4 protein-coding genes are annotated in these 4,561 nt (G+C 66.2%); all 4 read left to right on the top strand.

What is annotated here, in order from left to right; translation table 11 throughout:
• The first annotated feature begins 178 nt into the window (after nucleotides 1-178).
• Nucleotides 179-1,972, top strand: coding sequence for a lipase family protein (locus HQ603_RS18710; RefSeq protein ID WP_222686248.1), 1,794 nt, complete (start codon nucleotides 179-181; stop codon nucleotides 1,970-1,972).
• 864 nt (nucleotides 1,973-2,836) lie between these two features.
• Nucleotides 2,837-3,514 carry a YceI family protein gene (locus HQ603_RS18705; RefSeq protein WP_222686247.1) on the top strand — a complete coding sequence of 226 codons (678 nt, stop codon included), beginning with the start codon at nucleotides 2,837-2,839 and terminating at the stop codon, nucleotides 3,512-3,514.
• Nucleotides 3,515-3,657: 143 nt separating this feature from the next.
• Nucleotides 3,658-3,792 (top strand): hypothetical protein, encoded by a 135-nt coding sequence (locus tag HQ603_RS19040; protein ID WP_261774082.1) that lies wholly within the window; start codon nucleotides 3,658-3,660, stop codon nucleotides 3,790-3,792.
• A gap of 130 nt (nucleotides 3,793-3,922) precedes the next feature.
• A partial coding sequence (locus tag HQ603_RS18700) for a TetR/AcrR family transcriptional regulator (protein WP_308126621.1) occupies nucleotides 3,923-4,561 on the top strand: 639 nt, incomplete at its 3' end.

Genomic DNA, 4,561 nt, shown 5'->3' with positions numbered 1-4,561 from the left:
CATCCCCTCCGAGCCGTGCAACCGACGAATCAACGCCCAGTCCTCCACAGTGATCACTCCTCCATCGTCGAGATGAGTGCTCACTTTTCGACCGGACTACCTGCTCAGTTTTCGACCGGAGCCGACAACCGTTCCACCCGAGCCGTCTGCGCTGGACGGTTCGGGTGAGGGGTTGTGGATGAAGCTGATCTACCTGCACGGTGTCGGGGATGGCGACACGAGCCGATCCTGGCTCGATGCGTTGAACGCGAGTCTGGTCGCTCAGGGCATGCCGGCGATCACGCCGGAGGATGTGATCGCGCCGCAGTACAGCGACCTTCTGTCGACTGCGAACTCTGAGGCGAGCGTGCCGAAGCCGACAGCGGGCGGCGAGAAGGTCGATCGATCGGCCGAACGGGCCGAGTTCATCCATCGGCAGATCGAAGCCGCGCGGGTAGTCGGTGCCGATCCGACGGTGCAGAGCTTGGGTTTCCCACTCCCAGACTTCGACCCGGCCGATGCGGTACTCGGTGCGCTCGCAAAAGCGATGCCCGACAAGTGGTTCGCGGACGAGATCGGACAGATTCGGGCCTATGTCTACCGCAAAGGCCTTCGAGGTGCCGTGTTGAGCCGTGTCCTCGACGCCATCCCACAACGCGGGGAGGTCGTCATCCTCGGCCACAGCTTGGGAAGCGTGGTCACGGTCGATCTATTGTCGCGCCTGCCGGTCGAGGTGTCGGTGCGCCGGGTCATCACCATCGGCAGTCCCGCGCACACGAAACTGTTCGCAGTCTCGCGCCGCGAACTGATCGGCAACTTCCCCTACGCCCGCACCAACTCTTGGCTCAATTTCTTCAGCACTCACGACCCCGTCACCCGTGCCCGTGGGCTCGCGACCGTGTTCGCCGACGTGCAGGACTTCCGCGTCAACATCGGTCACATGGGCCATAGCTCGGCCGCCTATCTCGGCCAACCCCCCGTGGCGCGGGCAGTGGGCAATGCCTTCCACCGGTCCGCCCTGACTCCGAGTCGCACCAGGAGAGTGACCACCGCACTCACAGATGACACCGCGGCCCTGGTCCTGGAGTTGCATTTCCAGTACGCGGTGGCAGAAGCCATCACCGACGCCAGAGTCAAAGCGCGGTTCACCGAAGCGGTTCGAATCCGCCGCGCGGAACTGGTGGACCACATATGGGAGGCAGACAAGACCGGCCAGCCGCTACCGAGGGAGTTGCACCAGCTCGCCGAGGGTGAGACGCCGAAGGTGCCCGATTACTGGAGCACTGCGGCAATGATCGAGCAGCTCACCATCCTTGCGCTCAGTGACCTCACCGCCCCCTTCGAAATCGACATCGCTGACAGCGCATTCAAAGCCTTACCGCCTTTTGCAGCGCAGCTCGGACTGGCCCCGGGGTTCGGCGACACCTTGGCCAAGACGATCCGGTCTTTCAACGACGCGATTGTCAAATTGGGCAAGGCAGGAGTGAATTGGCAGCGCTGGGCAATCGCCGGCGCGGGGGTGGCGGTCATCGCGATCGCGCCAATCGGTCTCGTCGCTCTCGCACCCGCCGGAGCGGCGGGTGCAGCGGCCATGACGGGCGGGTTGGCTGCGCTGGGGCCGGGCGGTATGGCCGGCGGTCTCGCCACGATCGGCGGGATAGCTGGAACGGGCGCGGCCATCACCACAGCGGCAACAGTGTCCGGTCGGCGTGGGGCCCATCGCCTGACCTCGGAGGAGCTGCTGCTGGCTGTTGCGGTTGCTCACGCCCAGAAAACCCTGGGCCACGAATTCGATGACGGACTGTGGTCGAGAGCATCGACCGCAGCGGCGGAGCTGTCGGCTCAGATCAATACCGTCGAGGCGATCAGCGATCCGAAAGCACGGTCGGTGGCGGCGATGAACTCAGAACTCGACGTTATTTCGAACCTCGTTCGTTTTCTGGAGGCAAACGAACTCATGCCTCCGGACATGCCCCTCATCGCGTCTCTCTGACGAGGTCTCTGCCACGTGCCCTGCCGTCCCGCAACGACCGTGCGACAGCTTCGATCGGGTTGGCCTTGCGAATGCACCTAGCCGGTTCGCCCGTTCCATTTCGACTGGAGTGCCTTCAGCTGGTCGTCGAACGGGACCGGTTTCGGAGTGCGGGTTCGCGGTCGCTTAGAGGTCCGAGCATGTGACACAGCCGCTACTCCCTTGGGCGCGGCTTGCGTCTTCTTCCTTCGGGGGTCCACCCGGAGACCCTCGCGCTGGGGCTTGCTCTGCCGGGGCGCCTGCTTGGGGGTCTTCCGCGGATTCGGCTGAGCGACCTCGTGCTGGGGGGACGTTCGGCGAAAGCCCTTCGCAGGCTCGCTGGGCCGAGGAGTGCTCGGGTCGGCAAGCGGCCGGGAGCGAGCTGTCGGTGCGGTCCTCGACCGCGCAGAGGACCTTGCGCTAGCAACTCTTCGTGCTTCCATCTCATCCAGCGCGGTCTTGATCCGCTTCAGTGCGGCTTCGCGCTTCTTCGCATGGTGGGGCGGCAACTGCGCGGCGTCGCGCGCTGTCATGGCGTCGATCTGCCCTCGCGACTTCACGACGACGGACCAGCTGAGACGGCAGGGCATGCAGAGCCACCTCGAGTGCCACTGGCGGATATCTCCGAAGTCCTGGCAAGCCGAACATCTCGATCCGTAGACGGCTGGGCCCCCACCGCTCGTGACGGTTACACGTGACATGGGCGAATGGTAGAGCCGGGCTACGACAGTTCCAGGGTGCTTCGTCGGATTCGTTACGTCACCTCGACCGAGGGTCCGGTGTTCACAGGGAGTTCCCAGCTCCATCTCCGCCCGGATCGTTGAACGGACAACTAAAGTCGATCCCATGAAGAAGTGGTGGATCGTCGGAGCCGTCGTGGTCGTCGCTGTGATCGCTCTGTTCGTCGGGCCACGCATCTACGCCTCGCTCGAGAGCAGCGACCCCGCGGCCACGGTGTCCACGGAAGGGGCTCGCGCCGCCGAGGGCGACCTGGACGGGCAGTGGACCGTCACTCCGGGAAGCGAGAGCAACCCGACGTCCGCCGGCTACACCGTCGCAGAGGTGCTCAACGGCACCGACGTCACCGTCGTGGGCACCACCCGCGACGTGAGCGGTTCCGCCACCGTCGAGTCCTCGACCCTCACCGGCGGCGAGATCGTGGTGCAGACCGGCACCATCACCACGGACAGCGACCGGCGGGACAATCAGTTCCGCGGCACCATCTTCGACGTCGCGGCCAATCCGACCGCGACGTTCACGATCACCGAGCCCGTCGACCTGTCGACCGTGCCCACCGACGGCACCACGGCCACCGTCCCGCTCACCGGCGATCTGACGCTCAAGGGGCAGACGCGCCCGGTGACGGTCGAGGCGTCGGTCCTGCGGGACGGCGCGAATCTGGTTGCCTCGGGCGGCATTCCGGCCACGTGGACGGATTTCGGAGTCGAGCCGCCGTCGCTCGGATTCGTCACCGTCGCGCCCACCGGCACGGTCGACTTCCTGGTGACGCTGGCCAAGAACTGACGGGACCGACGCGCAGGGGCGGTGTTCGCCGCCGGCCGTCGAGCATGGCGTAGGGTCGAGACCAGAGCGCGCCGGGTCATTCGGTTTCTGCGCCGTCACGGCGGCTGTTCGCCGTTTCTCTCACTCCTGCCCGAAAGGGTCACATGGAATCCACACCGCTGTTCCTCGCACCGGTCGACACGACCACCGACACCGACGTCGTCGAGACGCCCGCCGCGGAGGCGACCGCCCCCGTCGGCAAGCCCGACTACACCCATCTGTTCTCCGACCGGAGCTGACGGTCGCACCGGGGAGACCTCCGTACCCCGGTGACCTGGTCGCCACACGCCGAGGCGTCGTGGCGACCATCACATATTTGCATGACTCTGCAAAGTTGCCGAGACGCGCAACTTCCGTACCCTGGTCGGGGTGACGACGGAACCAGGTCTGCGTGACCGCAAGAAGGCGGAGACGCGCAGCGCGCTCAGCGCCGCGGCGGTCAGCCTCGGGCGCGAGCTCGGCTTCGACGGCGTCACCGCGGAGGCCATCGCCGCCCATGCCGGCGTGTCCACGCGGACGTTCCACAACTACTTCTCCAGCAAGGAAGAGGCCGCCCTCTTCCATCTGCAGAAGGCCGCCTTCGAATGGGTCGATCTCCTCGAGAACCGCCCTGCGGACGAGGACTTCTGGGATTCCGTCCGGTACCTGCTGCTCGAGATCGTGACGGACCCGGCTCGCGAGCTGGTGGACACCATCGAGACGGCCCGCTTCATCGAGGAGACGCCGGCGCTGCTGGCGAAGAAGCTCGCCTTCGACAAGTCGCTGTCCGACGAGTTCCGGCGCGTCGTCGCCGAGCGCACCGGCCTCGACCCCCGCCGCGATCTCTTTCCTACCCTCGCGCAGGCCTCCGTCGGAGCCGCCGTGAGCGCCGCCCTCGCCTTCGTCGCCGAGGATCCCGACCGTCGATCGGCCCGTGAGGTCGTCGAACTCGCTCTGCAGCAGCTCGAGCAGGGGCTCGACACCCCCCTGCCGGGCCCCTGCTCGTGCTGCTGCAGAGCGAGTTCGACG

The sequence above is a fragment of the Rhodococcoides corynebacterioides genome (assembly GCF_019834675.1).
In the GTDB taxonomy this organism is placed as follows: domain Bacteria; phylum Actinomycetota; class Actinomycetes; order Mycobacteriales; family Mycobacteriaceae; genus Rhodococcoides; species Rhodococcoides corynebacterioides_A.
This window is presented reverse-complemented; position numbering and strand designations above follow the sequence as displayed.

What these genes read in the sequence shown, in the direction of transcription:
- HQ603_RS18705 (WP_222686247.1), top strand. Translation starts at nt 2,837, where the DNA reads ATGAAGAAGTGGTGGATCGTCGGAGCCGTCGTGGTCGTCGCTGTGATC.
- HQ603_RS19040 (WP_261774082.1), top strand. Translation starts at nt 3,658, where the DNA reads ATGGAATCCACACCGCTGTTCCTCGCACCGGTCGACACGACCACCGAC.
- HQ603_RS18710 (WP_222686248.1), top strand. Translation starts at nt 179, where the DNA reads ATGAAGCTGATCTACCTGCACGGTGTCGGGGATGGCGACACGAGCCGA.